The sequence below is a fragment of the Shigella sp. FC1967 genome (assembly GCF_001743005.1).
Classification (GTDB): domain Bacteria; phylum Pseudomonadota; class Gammaproteobacteria; order Enterobacterales; family Enterobacteriaceae; genus Proteus.
The window spans coordinates 1-208 of the sequence record NZ_MIIZ01000498.1 but is presented as its reverse complement, the minus strand read 5'-3'; the positions used below and the strand labels follow the sequence as shown (position 1 = coordinate 208).

Here is a 208-nt window from a genome sequence, read left to right as displayed (position 1 = left end):
ATGGATGTAGTCGATAAAATTTCACAAGCTCCAAACTCGTAATATTGGACCTTACCAAAATGTACCAGTAAAAACGGTCACTATTTTATCTGCGGAAGTTGTGAAAGGAATGGATGTAGTCGATAAAATTTCACAAGCTCCAAACTCGTAATATTGGACCTTACCAAAATGTACCAGTAAAAACGGTCACTATTTTATCTGCGGAAGT

Annotated in this window: 1 pseudogene; it reads left to right on the top strand. The window is 36.5% G+C overall.

Going from position 1 to position 208, the window contains the following annotated elements:
* Window positions 1–94: 94 nt before the first annotated feature.
* Window positions 95–208, top strand: a pseudogene (locus tag BHE89_RS24965) (peptidylprolyl isomerase); the annotation flags it as partial.